Raw genomic sequence first — 16,492 nt, forward strand, 5'->3', positions numbered from 1 at the left:
GCTGTTCTTTTCTACACTTAGGAAAGTCATTCATCTTCAGCATGATCCGAAAGCCGAACGGGGGATTTTCCAGGCTAACTCAGAGGTCTGTTTGTTAAGGAGCAACATTGCAAAGCGGAGTGAGTCGAACGCTATTAATCGTATTGTTTATCCTGGTGTTTTGCCCGCTAAGGGCCGCCGAGGCGGCAATACATATTCTGGCGAATGAAGCGGTAAAAACGCAGACTCTCTCGCCGGCACAGGTGCGTTTGATTTTTGCTGGCAGAACCCAGTTCTGGCCCAATGGCGAACGGGTAAAAGTGTTCGTGCTACACGCATCAAACCCGATTCACACCGAGTTTTGCCGCAACGTATTACAGATCTACCCTTATCAGTTAGAGCGCATCTGGCAGCGGATCACCTATTCCGGTCAGGGCGATGCGCCTACCATCGTCAATTCAATTGAAGACATGGTGGCAAAGGTTGCCGCCACCCCCGGGTCTATTGGTTATGTGAACACAGAGACCCCTCCAGAAGGAACCTATTTACTGAATATTGGGGAGCGGGAATAATGCAGAAGCACGCAGTAAAAGGCTTTTTCGCTTCACTGGTGGTAATGGCATCCGGTGTTTATGCAGACGACAATTTGTCCTGGCATGGATTCATTGCCCAAGGGCTAACGCGTTCTCAGGACAGTGCTTTTATTACCGACGACAATGCCTTTAGCCGTGAACTAACCGAAATCGGCATCAATGCCAAATACACGGTGAATTCATCGTTAAGTGTTGCCGGCCAACTGGTGTATCTGGACGGCGGAAATCGCTATCGTCAGGGCTCACGGGTGGACTACTTATTCCTGGACTGGCGGGTTGCCCAGTATTTTGACTGGCAAATGAATCTGCACATTGGACGCTATAAAAACCGTCACTGGCTGTATTCCGCCACCCAGGATGTGCCGCAAACCCGGCCTTCCATTATTTTGCCGCAGTCGGTGTATTACGATGGTAACCGCGATATGGCGCTCAGCAGCGACGGTATAGCACTGCAAAGTATTAAAGTCGGTGATACCGGTACCTGGGAAGTGCGCTGGAGCCTGGGGCGTTCACCGTTAGCCAAAGAAGAAACAAAGAAATTCCTGAGCCCGTTGGCGCAGGGACGGGTAAAGCAGGACTTCGTGCATCAGTTCAGCACCTACTGGCAACCCGATTTTTCGCAGTGGGAGCTGGGGTTTAGCCTGCTGCAATCCGACTTTTCTTACAAGCCAGCCGAGCAGGATATTCTGCTAAACGGTTCGTCTTCAGTAGACCGCCTGACTCTGGCGATCCGTTACGACAGCGAAAACTGGGAGTTTAGCTCCGAATTGCTTCGCGACCGCTTGCGCTACAAAGGCGACTTTACACAGGGCGTCACGTTGGACATCGACAAAACCGGCGAGGGCGGTTACGCCCAGTTTCGCTATTTCCTGTCAGATACTGTTACCGGTCTGGTTCGCATTGACACCTACGACGTAGATCGCGATGACCGCGAAGGTACGTTGCTGGATTTAAACCCCTTAGGGCCTATTCCCCGGTATTACGGCTTTATGGACACCGCCACCGTTGGTGTCAGCTGGGATTTTGCTAAACAAATGCGTCTTAGCGGCGAATTCTCCCGCACCCACGGTGCAGGGCGATTGTCTGCGGTACTATTTCCAAATTCATTGATTCAGGCTGCTCCGTACTGGAATACCTGGTCGGTGCAATTGATGTACTGGTTTTAAGTATGCGACACCTGTCCATAAGCTACAAAGTGCTGTTTGTCATGCTGATCATGGTCAGCGTGGTGTGTACTGTGGTGGTTGGGCTACTGTTAAAACAATCCGCTTCCCAGGAAACCGAGCTAAACCAGGCTTTATTCGCCCGGGACGTGACCCGCTATCACCAAATCACCTCGTTACTGGGGGACAGGCTCTCGGTATGGGTTGAGAGCCTGAAACATCAAAGTGAGGGCGCAACGTTAACCGAAGCGCAATTGCTTGAACGCCTTAAGCTCAGTGGTGATTTTCTGTTGCTGCAATGGGATGTTTCCAGCGTCTGGCTTATCGACCACCAGGGGGAAGTGACGTTCAGCGACGGGGTTGTGCTGCCTGACGCTCTGCAGCCTATGGTGGCGCAAACCCTGCAGCAGGGCCGTCCGCAACAAGGTGTGCACTGCCAGACCTATTGCGAAATGGTAGTCAGCACACCGGTTATGTTACCCGGCGGGAAGACCTATGCGGTGGTGATGACCACCTCGTTACAGGAAGTACTGGCCTTGCTAAGCGAAGCTTCACAGGCGGAACTGGTGTTGGTTCGTCAGCCCGATACGGAAGTGAAACACCAATCCAGCCGACTGTATTTGAATAGCTCGTTAAGCGAGAAGCAGGCTACAATGATGCGCAGTATTCTGGGCGACATTCCACAGCAAACCACCATAAAGCGCCTGATAACCCGCGGTGTGGAAGTTACCAGCAGCGACAACGCTTACTACGTCATGCTCCTGCCCTTATTTAACAACAGTGCCAACGGACACTACGTGATGTTCGTGCATGATATCGACGACCGCAAGCGCACCTTTCAGATTCAGAAATTAATTATTTTCCTGGGCGGCCTGGGGTTGGTACTGACGTTTGTGATGAGTATGTTTGTATTGCTCAGGCGCTACGCACAAAAGCTGAATGCATTGTCGAATATGCTCCCACTGCTGGCTCAACAGCGCTTTGATGAGTTTAAAGAGCAGAACAAACGCAGCTTCTTTCGAAACCAGTGGTTGTCAGACGAACTGGATGTACTGGGCAGTGCGGCAGAAGAATTAGCCGAAAAGCTGGAAACGTTAGATCGCCAGATGAGCGTGAACACGGCCAAATTAGAAAAAATGGCCATGTTCGATAACCTGACCGGCTTGCCGAATCGCAATATGATGACCTTCCAGCTAAACAAGCTACTGGCTTCGGTTAATCGCGAAAAAGGCGGCATTGCCTTAATGTTCATCGATTTGGACAACTTTAAAAAGGTGAACGACAGCCACGGTCACCACTTCGGCGATGAGGTTGTCAAAGTAGCCAGTGAACGCCTGTCTGGCGTACTACGGGAAACCGACCTGATCGCCCGCTTTGGGGGCGACGAATTTGTTATCCTGCTAAATCATGTCGAAACGACCGACCAGGTTGAAAACGTAGCGCAAAAGCTCACTGCAGAGTTCATTGAGCCTATGCGTATCACCGAGCAAACATTCTATATCACCATCAGTATTGGTATTGCCTTCACCGCTGACGCGAAGAGCAGCACCCTTGAGATGATGCGCCAGGCCGACACGGCCATGTACGAAGCCAAGCTGCAGCGGGGTTCCAGTTATCGGTTCTTTGACTCCACCATGAACCAAAAAGTCGTTCGTCAGGTGGAGTTAGAAAGTGAAGCACGCATTGCCATAAAAGAACAACAGTTCTTCCTTGCGTTACAACCACAGATATCCCTTGAAACCCTTAAGCTGGTGGGATTTGAAGCCTTGCTACGCTGGCGTCATCCAGAGCGGGGTCTGGTGTCTCCGGGTGAATTCCTGCCGCTGCTGGAGAATACCCCTATGATGGCCGAACTGGACTTTTGGGTAATGGAGCAGGCCATTATGCTGTTATCTGAAATGCGTAATCAGGGCTACCCCGGGGTGAAAATGGCGATCAATCTGTCGGCGGCGCAATTTGCCAACGAGTCGCTACAGCCTTACTTAACCGAACTCATCACCAAGTATTCCGTAGACGCGAGTCTGGTTGAACTGGAGTTGACCGAAACCGTACTGGTAGCGGATACCGAACGCGCGGTAGAAACGATCCATCAAATTCGATCGCTGGGCTGTCAGATTGCAGTGGATGATTTTGGTACGGGCTACTCTTCGTTAACCTACCTGCGTACGATCCCCAGCGATATTATTAAGATTGACCGTTCTTTTATAAACGGCATGATGGAAACCGACTCCGACCGAAACATTGTTGATTCAACCATATCCATGGTGCGCAACATGGGTCAGCAAGTGATTGCCGAAGGCATAGAAACCGGCGATCAGCTCAATCAACTTCGCAATATGCAATGTCAGTACGGCCAGGGATACTTCATCAGTAAACCCATCGAGCAGCATGTTCTCTGGCAGGTGCTAAAATCACAGGTAGTAAACGGGCGCTGGGTGCTGTTACAAACAAATGGCTCCCCCTAGGCTGAATACGCAATACCGTTCAGCAACTTTATAATGCGTGCTAAAAAGTTTACACCCTTACCGTTTACGTAAAGTACTCAAACCAGTCGCCTTAGGGCATAACCTCAGGCACTTAGGTACAATACGCCGCATATTTTAATCGTTGGGAGTCGCGCTATGTCTGCGTCATTTATTTCTCATATCGAAGCACAACTTACGGCCACAAAAGAAGAAGGGCTGTACAAGGTTGAGCGTGTCATTTCATCGCAACAGCAGGCCGATATTGAAACGCAGGACGGCTCGCACGTAATTAACTTCTGCGCCAATAACTACCTGGGTCTGGCGAATCATCCGGACCTCATCGAAGCGGCCAAAAGCGGTTTGGACAGTCACGGTTTCGGCATGGCGTCAGTTCGCTTTATCTGTGGTACGCAGGACATCCATAAATCTCTGGAAACCAAAATCAGTGATTTCCTGGGTACAGAAGACACCATTTTGTATCCGTCTTGTTTCGATGCCAACGGCGGCCTGTTTGAAACTATTTTGGGGCCGGAAGATGCGATTGTGTCTGACGCGTTGAATCACGCCAGCATTATCGACGGTGTGCGTCTGAGCAAAGCCAAACGCTACCGTTATGCCAACAACGATATGCAAGCACTGGAAGAGCAGCTTAAGCAAGCCAGAGCCGACGGCGCACGCTTCATTCTGATCGCTACCGACGGCGTATTCTCCATGGACGGCATTATTGCCAACCTGAAAGGCGTGTGTGATCTGGCCGACAAATATGACGCCATGGTCATGGTAGACGACTGCCACGCTACGGGCTTTCTGGGCGACAATGGCCGCGGAAGCCATGAATACTGCGACGTAATGGGTCGTGTAGACATCATTACCGGCACGCTGGGTAAAGCCTTAGGCGGGGCGTCTGGCGGTTACACTTCAGGTAAAAAGGCGGTGATCGACTGGCTGCGTCAGCGCTCACGTCCGTATTTGTTCTCAAACTCTGTTGCGCCACCGATTGTGGCAGCGTCTCTGAAAGTGTTCGACATGATGGCCAACGGCCACGAGCTGCGCGAGCAACTATGGCGTAACGCTGCGCACTTCCGTTCGCGTATGGAAGATGCGGGCTTTACCCTTGCTGGTAAAGACCACCCGATTATTCCGGTTATGCTGGGCGACGCCAAACTGGCCAACGACATGGCAAATAAACTGATGTCCAAAGGCGTATACGTTATTGGCTTCTCGTACCCGGTGGTACCTAAAGGCCAGGCGCGTATTCGTACCCAGATGTCAGCGGCGCATACCATTGAACACGTCGACAAAGCGGTTGATGCCTTTATTGAAGTGGGCCGTGAGTTAGGAGTGATTGCATGAAGTCGCTGGTAAAAAGCCACTCGCAGCAGGGCATTTGGCTGGAAGATACCGCCAAGCCGGAAGTGGGCCACAACGACCTGCTGATCAAAATTCGCAAAACCGCTATATGCGGTACCGACATGCACATTTACAACTGGGACGACTGGGCTCAGAAAACCATTCCTGTGCCTATGGTTGTTGGCCACGAGTACGTGGGCGAAGTGGTTGATATGGGCCAGGAAGTGCAGGGCTTTAACGTCGGCGACCGGGTATCGGGCGAAGGCCACATTACCTGTGGACACTGCCGTAACTGTCGTGCCGGACGCCGCCACTTGTGCCGTAATACCGAAGGTGTGGGGGTTAACCGCGCCGGTGCGTTTGCCGAGTACCTGGTTATTCCTGCGTTCAATGCTTTTAAAATTCCTGACAACATCAGCGACGACCTGGCGTCTATCTTTGACCCGTTTGGTAATGCGGTTCACACGGCGCTGTCGTTCGATTTAGTCGGTGAAGACGTACTGATCACCGGTGCTGGCCCTATTGGCATTATGGCCGCTGCCGTAGCACGCCACGTAGGCGCGCGTCATGTGGTGATCACCGACGTTAACCCATACCGCCTGGCGCTTGCCGAGAAAATGGGCGTAACCCGCGCAGTTAACGTTGCCGAAGAAAACCTGAAAGACGTGATGAACCAATTGGGCATGACCGAAGGGTTCGATATTGGCTTGGAAATGTCGGGCGTACCGGTAGCGTTCCGCGACATGCTAAACAACATGAACAACGGCGGCAAAATCGCCATGTTGGGTATTCCGCCTCAGGATGTCGCAATCGACTGGAACCAGGTTATTTTCAAAGGCCTGGTGATCAAAGGCATTTACGGCCGCGAAATGTTTGAAACCTGGTACAAAATGGCCAGCCTGATCCAAAGCGGTCTGGATATTTCGCCTATTATCACGCACCAGTTTTCAATAGATGAATTCCAACAGGGATTTGATACTATGGGCTCAGGACATTCCGGAAAAGTTATTCTTAACTGGCAGTAGCACATATTATGCAAGCGTTTGAACATATCTCTGTGGCACAAGTTGCCGAACAACTCGGCGACGTCGTGGTCGCTGATATCCGTGATGCCGGCTCATTTCAGGCTGGCCACATCGAAGGGGCAGTCAACCTGTCTAACGACAACCTGGCTGAGTTTATGGAAAACACCCCAAAAGCCAAGCCGGTGGTTGTGGTGTGTTATCACGGCGTAAGCAGCCAGCAAGCCGCACAGTTTTTAGTGGGCCAGGGCTATGAGCAGGTCTACAGCATGGACGGTGGATTTGAAGGCTGGCGGTTAGGTCAGCCGGTGGTTAATGACTAACAGTGGCCAAACCCCTGATAGCGATTCGCCAGTTGCGGTATGCCGACCTGCTGGCGAGCTATTTAACCTCTCAACATATCGATGTCAGTGTTGTTCACGATGCTGCGCAAGATCAGTACATTGTGCAGCTAAACAATGAAGCAGACTTCGATAAGGCATTACCCATTTGTCAGGCGTTTGTGCAGTCGCCGAATGATCCCAAGTACCAACAGGCCGCATGGCAGCATTCCGAACGCACCGACATTAAATCGCCTTCAAAGCCGAATCTGGACGTGAAGCGCTGGCTGATCTGGTTGCGTCGCGCGCCGTTTTGCGGCGCCATTTTGTTTACCTGTACGCTGGTTTTTCTGCTGTCGCTAGTCGGCTTATTTCAACCCATTGCCGAGCAACTGATGATCCAGCCGCTAGGCCAATTGCTCGACAATAACCAGTGGTGGCGTTTGCTAGGCCCGGCGCTCATTCATTTCAGCATGGTGCACTTTGTGTTTAACCTGCTGTGGTGGTGTATGTTAGGCGGGCGAATTGAGCATAAGCTGGGCACCAGCTTTCTCATTTTACTGTTTGTGATCACTGCGGTGGTCAGTAACCTGGCGCAACTGATTGCGGCCGGCCCGAACTTTGGCGGGCTTTCGGGCGTAGTGTACGGTGTACTGGGTTTTGTATGGTTTATTGGCTGGCTGCGCCCAAGCTGGGGAATAGACCTGCCTAAGCCGGTGATTGGTTTTATGTTGTTGTGGCTGATATTGGGCTACGCCGACATTCTCTGGGTGAACATGGCCAACGCCGCGCATACCGCTGGTTTGGTGAGTGGGTGTGCGATAGCCTGGTTCCTGCATCTGGGGGCAGGTTCAAAAGACCGTCACCGCGAGTAGACAATAAAAAAACGGCAATACCTGGTATTGCCGTTTTGCTATTTCGCATACTGCACATTGCCAACTGCGTTGTTAGCTTTGGTGCAGGTATTTGGTAAAGATAATTTCTTTGATGACCGGCGCGCCGGTTTCCTTCGACATTAAATCCTGAAAAGCGGCTAAAATAGCGCGGCGAATATCTTCACGTCCGGTCAGCGACTTCACTTTTTCTTCAGGCTGACGGCCAAAAATTTCAATCGCAGTAGAGCGCAGCAATGGCATATGGTGCTCAACTAATTCCAATTGATCGACATCGCTTACCATGACTTCAATCATTACCCGTACGTAACCGAGTTTAATCGCACTGGTGCCCAGGTAGTTGGTTACAATTTCAGGCTCAATACCAATGTAGGCATAAGACGGCTTGTCTTGGGCAAGCGTTGGGGCAGCGAAGAGTCCGGTACCCAATAACATGACCAGCAGAACGAATTGCTTCATCAAGAAGATTTCCAGAAAATTTAATTGCTTAAATTCTAGTTGAGAGAGCCAGCCCGCACAACCTACTTTAGATTAATGTCGTAGGGCAGAAAGGGTGTTACACTGCGTTTTTTTCGGATTTTGATTTGGTAACCGGCACGGGCCAGCCCCTTGACCGCTTACTGACAGAGTAATGCCTTTACCCAAAATGCAGTTGTCGCTACAAAACATTCCTCATTACAAGCGTCTGATGCGGCTGGATAAGCCCATTGGAATTTACCTGTTGTTCTGGCCCACGTTATGGGCGCTGATGCTGGCTGCGCAAGGTATGCCGCCGGTGCTCGAATTGATTGTCTTTACCCTCGGCGTTGTTGTGATGCGCTCGGCTGGCTGCGTAATAAACGACTACGCAGACAGGCATTTCGACGGCAGTGTAAAGCGCACCAACTCGCGTCCGTTGGTGGCTGGGGATGTGACCGAGAAAGAAGCGTTGCAGCTGTTTGCGTTGCTGGTTGGCGTGGCGTTTGTGCTGGTTCTGCAGCTTAGCTGGCAAACCATTCTGCTGTCAGTAGTGGCGCTAGGGTTGGCGGCCTGTTACCCCTTCATGAAGCGCTATACCTATTTGCCTCAAGCGGTACTGGGCGCAGCCTACGGCTGGTCTATTCCCATGGCCATCATGGCGGTATACGGCGATATCCCCGCCTGGGGCTGGCTGCTGTTCATCGCTAACCTGTTATGGACCATTGCTTACGATACGTTGTACGCCATGGTCGACCGAGACGACGACGTGATCATTGGTATTAAATCCAGCGCCATTTTGTTTGGCCGCTTCGACAAGCTTATTGTGGGTACGTTGGAAGTGATTGTGCTGGCAATGCTGGCAGTGGTGTTTGAGTTAACAGGGCGAGGAATGCTCGCTTATGTTGGGCTAGCAGCTGCTGCAGTACTGTTTATGCACCAGCACTACAACATTCGCTTCCGCGACCGGGACGCGTGTTTTAAAGCCTTCCTCGACAACCACTATGTAGGCATGGTGGTTGCCTTAGGCTTAGCGGCCGATTACGCCTTCGCGCTATAGCAGCTACGCTTACTTGTCGGCTTGCTGGGCTTCCAGAGCGGCTATACGGCTTTCCATGGCTTCCAGCTTTTCACGGGTGCGAATTAACACCTGGGTTTGAATGTCGAACTCTTCACGAGTCACCAGATCCAGCTTAGACAGCTGTGCCTGAAGGACTTGTTTGATTTTCCCTTCCGCTTCTTCCGCCATGTTTTTTACGCCTGGCGGCACTGAATCGGCAATTTGACGGGCAATCTCTTCCAGTTTCTTCGGATCTAACATGTGGGTGTCCTGATATCGCAGTTAGGTTTAACGCTATTCTAAATTGATTACCCCGCGATGCAATACAATCAACACTCGGATTATGTCGCGCGGTCGATTACAATAGCGCCCCTGCGTATTCACCTGCAACAATGGTGAGTGCGATGAACACGAATCCTGAATACACCAAGCCTTTAACGAGCCAATAGCGTACATGAAATTAAATCCTGCCCAAGAATCCGCTGTAACTTATGTGTCTGGCCCCTGTCTGGTGCTGGCCGGTGCGGGCAGTGGTAAAACCCGGGTGATCACCAACAAAATTGCTCACCTGGTGCGAAATTGCGATATGCCGGCGCGCTATATTGCCGCGGTAACCTTTACCAACAAAGCCGCGCGGGAAATGAAAGAGCGTGTGGCACAAACGCTGGGCAAGCCAGAAGCCAAAGGCCTGAAAGTGTCTACCTTTCACACCCTTGGCTTAAATATTATTAAGTCCGAAGTGAAGGCGCTGGGGCTGAAATCGGGATTCTCGTTGTTCGACGACAAAGACACCATGGCGCTGTTAAACGACTTAACCGAACAGACGTTAGACGGCGACAAAGACCAGCTAAAACTGCTGCAGTCGTGTATTTCTAACTGGAAGAACGACCTGCTAACGCCTGACATGCTGTTAAAAACCGCAACCAGCCAGGGCGAAAAGGAATTTGCCGGCTTCTACCAGCAATACCAGAATCACCTGAAAGCATACAATGCGCTGGACTTTGATGACCTGATCATGTTGCCCACCTTGTTGCTGAAAGCAAATGAGGCAGCGCGCACCAAGTGGCAGTCGCGCATTCGCTATTTACTGGTGGATGAGTATCAGGACACCAACACCAGTCAGTACGAGCTGGTAAAACTATTAGTAGGTGAGCGTGCACGCTTTACCGTGGTAGGCGACGACGATCAGTCCATTTACTCGTGGCGGGGCGCCCGACCGCAAAACCTGAACCTGTTGCAGGAAGACTTTCCTCGCCTGAAAGTCATTAAGCTGGAACAAAACTACCGCTCATCGGGGCGCATTCTGCATTGCGCCAACATCCTGATTCAGAATAACCCGCATATCTTCGACAAAACCCTGTTCTCGGCATTGGGGTACGGTGATCACCTGCGTGTGCTGGTGGCGAAAAACGAAGAACACGAAGCCGAACGGGTAGTGGCAGAGCTGCTGGCACACAAGTTTACCAATCGCACCCAATTTAAAGATTACGCTATTTTGTACCGGGGGAATCACCAAAGCCGCTTGTTTGAAAAGCTGCTTATGAGTAACCGTATTCCCTACAAAATCAGTGGCGGTATGTCGTTCTTCGGGCGTGCTGAAATCAAAGACATTATGTCTTACCTGCGCCTGCTGGTGAATCAGGACGACGACAACGCACTGCTGCGGATCATTAACACCCCAAGCCGGGGTATTGGCCGTGCCACCCTGGAAAAGCTGGGTAATTTTGCTAACCAGCTTGGCGTGTCGATGTTCGAGGCCGCTTGTCACGACAGCTTAAGCAGCGTATTAACCGGTAAAGGCTATTTGGCCGTGCACAACTTTGCGCGCTGGATTGTGACGCTGTCAGACGAAGCCGTGCGCGGCGACACGGCCGCCACGCTTAGAAGCATGATCCGCGCAATGGGTTACGAAGAATGGTTGTACGAACACAGCCCCAGCCCGAAAGCCGCTGAAATGGCCATGGCTAACGTCAGTACCTTGTTTGGCTGGGTAACCGACATGCTGGAAGGCAACGAGCTGGACGCCCCAATGACGCTGCAGGAAGTGGTAAACCGCTTAATACTGCGTGACATGATGGAGCGCGGCGAGGAAGATGGCGAAGCCGATCAGGTTCAGCTAATGACCCTGCACGCGTCTAAAGGACTGGAATTCCCCATTGTGTTTCTGGTGGGCATGGAAGAAGGCCTGTTGCCTCACCAAAGCAGCATAGACGAAGACAACGTAGAAGAAGAACGCAGGCTCGCTTACGTAGGTATTACCCGGGCGCAGCGCGAGCTGATTTTTACGCTGTCGAAAGAACGCCGCCAGTTTGGTGAAGTCATCCAGCCCGAGCCCAGCCGGTTCTTATACGAACTGCCACCCGATGACCTGCAATGGGAAGAAAAGAAGAAAAAGGCAACAGCCGAAGAGCGTCAGCAAAAAGGGCAGGCCAGTATTGCCAATTTACGCAGTATGTTAGGGCAGTCGAAGAGCTAACAAATAGCCGGTTCAGCGCAGGTAGGTTATTCGGCTTCTGCGCTGTCTGTTTCGGTGTTTATTTGCATGCTGGGCAATAACTGAGGTGGCTCCAGGAAGCGGCCTTGCCCATAGATACATTCAATCTCTTTCAGCGATTCCAGCTGTGAATTGGAATCAATCCCCTCGGCAATCACTTCAAATTTCAGGTGACCTGAAATTAACATCACCGACTGAATCAGCTTCAGGTTACGCAGCGAACGCGGCAGTGATTTAATGAAGCGGTGGTCAATTTTAATGAAGTCGAAAGGATACGAGAACAAGTAGCTGAGTGAAGCCAACCCGCTACCAAAGTTATCCAGCACCAGCGTCACTCCGGCGCGTTTCAACTTCTTAATGGCTGGCAATATGTACTGAGAGCGGCGATTCAGATCGTTCTCATCAAACTCGAATATGAGCTGTGAGGGCTTCACGCCAGACTCGTTAATGATGTCCAGAATCTTATTAACCAGCGACGCCTGCAACAAGTGATTTATAGACACGTTGACGCCAATGCGCGGTTCGTACTCAAGGTTGTCGACCTTGGGCCAGCTTGCCAACAACTGACAGGCAGAGCGCAACTGATACAAATCCAGGTCCAGGGTTAAGCCACTGTGTTCGGCCACCTGACGGAACTGTTCGCGCGCCACTTTACCCAGGGTTGGATGCACCCACCGAACATATATCTCATGGTACAGCGGTTGCTGTGTACGCAGGTCAAAAATGGGCTGCAGGTAGCACTCAAATTCTGACTCACGTAGCGACCGGCGAAACTCGTTTTCCAGCTCCAGCTCTTCCAGTAACCGTTCGCGCATGCTTTTATCAAACATAACAAACCGGCCGCGGCCCAGTGACTTGGCCTGATACATGGCGGCATCGGCATCGCGAATGACTTCGTCGGCAGTGCGGTAGTAAGTTTCAAGGTGAGCAATACCAATACTCGCACCCGAATACATTTCTTTGCCGTCTAAAATAAACGGCTCAGAAATAGACTCGATTATGCGTGCGGAGACCTCTTCTACATCGGCTGAATCGGCAAAGGCATCCAGCAATAACACAAACTCGTCGCCACCCAGACGTGCCAGCAGGTCGTGCCCACGAATACACTGCGCAATGCGCTTCGATACTTCGATCAGGAATTCGTCGCCGGCATGGTGGCCGAGGGTGTCGTTAATAATTTTAAAGCGGTCTAAGTCGATAAACAGCACCGCAAACATGTTTTCCGGGTGGCGCTGCTTGTTAGCGATGGCTAGCTCAAGGCGGCTGGTAAACATAGAACGGTTGGGTAAGTCGGTAAGGGCGTCGTGGTGCGCGTCGTGTATTAACTTGCGCTCTATCTCTTTACGCTCTTCAATTTGCTGGCGTAGCACCTCGTTGGCCTCGTTGAGCTCCTGAGTACGGGCCTCAACGCGTTCTTCCAACTGCTCGTTATAGGCCTGAATGGCATCGGCCCGAAACTTACGCTCCAGTGCTACCGCAATGTGGTGCGACACAAAACGAAGCAATTCCAGATCGCGCGGCGTGTACTTGGCAGATTTACCGTAGGTTTGCACCGCAATAACCCCGTACACCTCGCCGTCGATGATCAGCGGCGAACCCAGCCAGGAGTTAGCCTGCTGCAGGATTTCCTGCGCAACCGACACATCAATTTCGCCCGATTCAGTGAGCGACAATATCCGCGACGGGTCAATCAGCTCTGCCTGGCCGCGGCGAATAACAAATTCCGTTAAACCCAGGCCTAACGCACGTCTGTTTGGGGTGTCTGCATGGGTGTCGCTGAAGTAGGGAAAGTCCAAATACTCGCGGCTTTCATCAAGCGTGGCAATATAACAGTTCGGAGCGCTGATCAGGCGGGCCAGAATGTCGTGCAGCGCCGCGTAGAATGAGTCCATGTCTTTGCCGGCGGTGGCCGACAATTCAGAGATTTCAAACAGCGCCTGCTGTAATGACTCAACTTTCTGACGCTCCAGAATTTCTTCTTGCAGGTCGTCGTTGATCTGGCGTAACTGACGTGTGCGTTCGCGAATAGTGCGTTCGGTTAACTCGCGGTTTTTCACCCGGTCTACCGTGGTAACAATGTGCTGCGACACGAACAGCAACACTTCTAAATCTTCATGGGTATAGGCCACATTCGGGTCGTACGTTTGTACAACCATGGCACCAATCACCTGATTCCCGCGCTTCAGCGGTACGCCCAATAACTCGTGGGGCTGACTGCCAATGAGCTCAACCTTTACGTTTTTGTTGAATTCTTCTTTGTCTTCGGAGCGGTAGAAAATGTGATTGCCGGAATTGAGGATATAACCGGTGAGGCCTTGTTTGAGCTTTTCTGCAGGCAGTTGCTTAATAACCTGCTCGTCGAATTCGTCAACAAAATAAGCCATGTTCACGAATTCACTGTCGGCGTCACAAAACGCAACAAAGAAGTTCTCGGCTTCCATAAAGTCGCCGATAATCTCGTGAATAGCCGGATACAGGTGGGAGAGGTTGCTAACCGAGCTGGCTAATTCTGAAATATTAAACAGTGCCTTTTGAACGCGTTCGGCACGTTTATATTTATCTGTAAGTTGCTGAAGTTGCGGAATAAGCTCCCTTAATTCCTCTTCGGACAACTCGTATTTTGACGAATCGGTCGACATGAAATTTGCTGCCAGCGCTCCTGCACACGATAAACGATTAACCTACCTTATTCGCAGCAAAAATTCTAGCGCTTATTAAAGCACCAGAATTTTGGCAAAACGGTAAATTTTGAAGCGGAGAGAAGCGCTTACCTGAACAGCGTGGCTGCTCAGGCAGGCAGAATCAGCTTAAACGCCTTCGATCATGTATTCGATGGCGGCTTTAATATCGTCATCGCTACAGGCGCCGCATGTACCACGAGGAGGCATTGCGTTGAAGCCGTTAATAGCGTGAGACAATACGGTGTCGAAACCTTGTTCCAGACGCGGTTTCCAGTCTGCGGCGTTTTGTAAACGAGGCGCACCCAGTACACCCGCGCCGTGACACGCTACACAGGCTTTGTTGTATACGTCTTCACCAGACAGTGCGCCTGCAGGGGCAGCGGCAGCCGCGCCAGCAATGTGAACTGCGCCAACTGGCTTAATGCGATCTTTAATCGCGTCGTTTGACATTTGTTGTGCATTTACTGCGAAAACTGCAAAAAAAGCAGCGCCCATAGCTAACAAAGTTTTTAATTTCACTTTTTGTCTCCAGGCATTACGGTCTTAGGAATATTAATCCGCATGATTATAATGGTTAATTGTGCGGCGACAACTGTTTGAGACTAATTGATTAGCCAAACTACATCAAAATAAGTAGAAAACTGTTATTTTTTATTGCTCACACTGCAATTTAGATCACCGCGGCTGTAATCTCCACTCAGCGAATAACCCTCACTGTAAACACTAATGCGCAAGCAGTTGCGCCATACTGGTATTCAATGTGGCTTGCATGGCCTTGGCGGCTCTGCCCACAGCAGCGTCGTTGTTACCCGGTACCTCTGATTGCACAGCCAGGGTAAATTCACGACCACCCTGAACGTTCGGCAGGCAAACGTGCGCCAGCAATACGGTTTCACCCTGCTGGCGGGTTTCGCTGGGGCCTGCCCCAATTTTCTGGAATAAGCGCCACTTGCCCGATGTGAGCTCATCCAATACCACATTAGGTTCACGTTTATCATTTGGCGCAAGGGCTGTAGCAATTGAACGTGCCAGCATAAGCCCAATGCCCGACATCATACCGCCCACGTTGCCAGCCGTGCTGCTATGGCCCGGCGCATACAACAACATGGTGAGATCGCTGTTATCAAACCCTGGTAACTGCGTAAGCGGTTCGCGCTCGCCCGATACCAGGCGCTTTAAAAACTCCGCCTCTGCCAGCGTAGACATAGGTTTGTTACCAGTTAACCCACATTGCTCACAGCGATAGGTTTGATAACCCGGATCGTCTGGCCCTTCCGCATAGTGCGCAACGGCTTGGCTGTAGCCTAGCGAGGCAGAAGTCCATAGATTAGACTCCGGCATAAACGCAGTCGGCCCATACGCCCCGCGAAAACGCACGTTGGCATTGGCTGTGTGTATCCAGCCAGCGTGAAACAACTGCGTTATGTAATCGCGACTCGCGACATTGGCAAAGTAAGTCGCAATGGCGTTGGAATTGCCATCGGCCAGCCCGGCCTCGGCATAACTGTGCACACTAGTAACTAAATCGGCTAGGCGAGCATTGCCAACCAGGGTGTCTGCAGCCACATTTGGCTCGAACTTGCTAAGCGCTCCCACAATGGCCATCACCTTAGACGAACTCCACGGCTCATACACCACAGACTGCGTATTGGCATTGGCCAGGTAGCGATACCCCAGCCCCGAAGGCGTTTGCGCGTAGTCGATAACGGTAATTTTGCTTTGTGTGGCGGGCACATCAAAAAAGGTCCAGTCGTGGGCAATACGATTCTGCCAGCCAGTGCCCAACCCGGACTCGGCGACGGTTTTATAGGCATCTGAATCCAATGTTCGCGCACAAGACGGCAAATAATGCGAGGTATCAGCCGGTTCATAAGGCGCCGCGCTAAACACGTCTTCATAAAAGGCCAAATCACTTTGTTCATCGGCAAAACACACGCCAATACTCGCCACAGAACAGGCAAAAAGTAACCAGAGAGAACCGCAGAATTCACGCATAAAAAAGGCCCAACATTGAAC

At 51.4% G+C, this 16,492-nt stretch carries 14 protein-coding genes; 9 read left to right on the forward strand and 5 right to left on the reverse strand.

Going from position 1 to position 16,492, the window contains the following annotated elements:
• The first annotated feature begins 119 nt into the window (after positions 1 to 119).
• The 7 genes from BUB81_RS14380 to glpG all read left to right on the forward strand — a co-directional run bounded on the left by BUB81_RS14380 (position 120) and on the right by glpG (position 7,767).
• Positions 120 to 551, forward strand: coding sequence for a hypothetical protein (locus BUB81_RS14380; RefSeq protein WP_175555816.1), 432 nt, complete (start codon positions 120 to 122; stop codon positions 549 to 551).
• Positions 551 to 1,738, forward strand: coding sequence for a hypothetical protein (locus BUB81_RS14385; protein WP_084526593.1), 1,188 nt, complete (start codon positions 551 to 553; stop codon positions 1,736 to 1,738). The genes BUB81_RS14380 and BUB81_RS14385 overlap by 1 nt, the downstream gene beginning before the upstream one ends.
• Positions 1,739 to 1,740: 2 nt before the next feature.
• On the forward strand, positions 1,741 to 4,200 hold the full coding sequence (locus BUB81_RS14390) for a bifunctional diguanylate cyclase/phosphodiesterase (protein ID WP_073323995.1): 2,460 nt from the start codon (positions 1,741 to 1,743) through the stop codon (positions 4,198 to 4,200).
• Between the two features lie 156 nt (positions 4,201 to 4,356).
• The gene (locus tag BUB81_RS14395) at positions 4,357 to 5,553 is read left to right on the forward strand and encodes a glycine C-acetyltransferase (RefSeq protein WP_073323997.1); all 1,197 of its coding nucleotides are present in this window, start codon (positions 4,357 to 4,359) and stop codon (positions 5,551 to 5,553) included.
• The gene (gene tdh / locus BUB81_RS14400) at positions 5,550 to 6,575 is read left to right on the forward strand and encodes an L-threonine 3-dehydrogenase (protein ID WP_073323999.1); all 1,026 of its coding nucleotides are present in this window, start codon (positions 5,550 to 5,552) and stop codon (positions 6,573 to 6,575) included. Before BUB81_RS14395 ends, tdh begins: the two co-directional genes overlap by 4 nt.
• Positions 6,576 to 6,583: 8 nt before the next feature.
• The gene (glpE, locus tag BUB81_RS14405; protein WP_073324001.1) at positions 6,584 to 6,895 is read left to right on the forward strand and encodes a thiosulfate sulfurtransferase GlpE; all 312 of its coding nucleotides are present in this window, start codon (positions 6,584 to 6,586) and stop codon (positions 6,893 to 6,895) included.
• A gap of 2 nt (positions 6,896 to 6,897) precedes the next feature.
• Positions 6,898 to 7,767 (forward strand): rhomboid family intramembrane serine protease GlpG, encoded by an 870-nt coding sequence (glpG, locus tag BUB81_RS14410; RefSeq protein WP_073324003.1) that lies wholly within the window; start codon positions 6,898 to 6,900, stop codon positions 7,765 to 7,767.
• Between the two features lie 72 nt (positions 7,768 to 7,839).
• Here the strand turns inward: glpG and BUB81_RS14415 are convergent, their stop codons facing one another.
• Positions 7,840 to 8,247 (reverse strand): flagellar basal body-associated protein FliL, encoded by a 408-nt coding sequence (locus tag BUB81_RS14415; protein WP_425435074.1) that lies wholly within the window; start codon positions 8,245 to 8,247, stop codon positions 7,840 to 7,842.
• A gap of 169 nt (positions 8,248 to 8,416) precedes the next feature.
• On the opposite strand from BUB81_RS14415, the gene ubiA reads away from it, so the two are divergent.
• Positions 8,417 to 9,301 carry a 4-hydroxybenzoate octaprenyltransferase gene (ubiA, locus tag BUB81_RS14420; protein ID WP_245819227.1) on the forward strand — a complete coding sequence of 295 codons (885 nt, stop codon included), beginning with the start codon at positions 8,417 to 8,419 and terminating at the stop codon, positions 9,299 to 9,301.
• A gap of 9 nt (positions 9,302 to 9,310) precedes the next feature.
• Here the strand turns inward: ubiA and ubiK are convergent, their stop codons facing one another.
• The gene (ubiK, locus tag BUB81_RS14425) at positions 9,311 to 9,562 is read right to left on the reverse strand and encodes a ubiquinone biosynthesis accessory factor UbiK (RefSeq protein WP_073324007.1); all 252 of its coding nucleotides are present in this window, start codon (positions 9,560 to 9,562) and stop codon (positions 9,311 to 9,313) included.
• 193 nt (positions 9,563 to 9,755) lie between these two features.
• Between ubiK and rep the strand changes: the two genes are divergently transcribed.
• Positions 9,756 to 11,777, forward strand: coding sequence for a DNA helicase Rep (rep, locus tag BUB81_RS14430; RefSeq protein ID WP_073324009.1), 2,022 nt, complete (start codon positions 9,756 to 9,758; stop codon positions 11,775 to 11,777).
• 26 nt (positions 11,778 to 11,803) lie between these two features.
• Here rep and BUB81_RS14435 read toward each other — a convergent pair whose 3' ends face one another.
• From BUB81_RS14435 to BUB81_RS14445, 3 genes are all read right to left on the reverse strand, one after another.
• Positions 11,804 to 14,434, reverse strand: coding sequence for a sensor domain-containing diguanylate cyclase (locus tag BUB81_RS14435; RefSeq protein ID WP_073324011.1), 2,631 nt, complete (start codon positions 14,432 to 14,434; stop codon positions 11,804 to 11,806).
• A gap of 168 nt (positions 14,435 to 14,602) precedes the next feature.
• Positions 14,603 to 14,995 carry a c-type cytochrome gene (locus BUB81_RS14440; protein ID WP_073324013.1) on the reverse strand — a complete coding sequence of 131 codons (393 nt, stop codon included), beginning with the start codon at positions 14,993 to 14,995 and terminating at the stop codon, positions 14,603 to 14,605.
• Positions 14,996 to 15,199: 204 nt separating this feature from the next.
• Positions 15,200 to 16,471, reverse strand: a complete 1,272-nt coding sequence (locus BUB81_RS14445; RefSeq protein WP_073324015.1) for a hypothetical protein — start codon at positions 16,469 to 16,471, stop codon at positions 15,200 to 15,202.
• Positions 16,472 to 16,492: the final 21 nt, after the last annotated feature.

This window comes from Marisediminitalea aggregata, from assembly GCF_900129565.1.
In the GTDB taxonomy this organism is placed as follows: Bacteria; Pseudomonadota; Gammaproteobacteria; order Enterobacterales; family Alteromonadaceae; genus Alteromonas; species Alteromonas aggregata.